This window comes from Vogesella mureinivorans (genome assembly GCF_007644035.1).
GTDB lineage: Bacteria > Pseudomonadota > Gammaproteobacteria > Burkholderiales > Chromobacteriaceae > Vogesella > Vogesella mureinivorans.
In genome coordinates this window covers 1-453 of record NZ_VMTV02001145.1, presented here as the reverse complement: position 1 = coordinate 453, position 453 = coordinate 1, and the positions used below count along the sequence as shown (strand labels likewise).

At 74.6% G+C, this 453-nt stretch carries 1 pseudogene; it reads left to right on the top strand.

The features are described from left to right. Nucleotides 1–453, top strand: a pseudogene (locus FLQ44_RS23965) (cobyrinate a,c-diamide synthase); the annotation flags it as partial.

Genomic DNA, 453 nt, shown 5'->3' with positions numbered 1-453 from the left:
CTACCGGCCCGAGCTTGCCTTCGCCGGGGTGGCGGCCACGCGCGTGGCCAGCGACTGGCATGCGCGTCTGCTTCGCGAGAGCCTGCCTGCGGAGCTCGCGTTCCGCGGCGTGCTGCCCGAGTGCGCGGCGGGCCGGCTGCCGGAGCGGCATCTCGGCCTGCTGCCGGCCGCCGAGATCGCCGATCTCGATGCACGTATCGATGCGCTGGCCGATGCGCTCTGCGCGCAGGGCCTACCTGCGCTGCCGGCGCCGGTGGGTTTCGAGCCCGCTGCAGTGGAGCCCCCGCCGCCCGTGCTGCACGGCCGGCGTATCGCGATCGCGGCCGATGCCGCCTTCTGCTTCGCCTATGCCGCCAATCGCGACCTGCTGCGCGCAGCTGGCGCCGAGCTGATCGAGTTCTCGCCGCTGGCCGGCGACGCCCTGCCTCACTGCGACGCGGTCTGGCTGCCCGG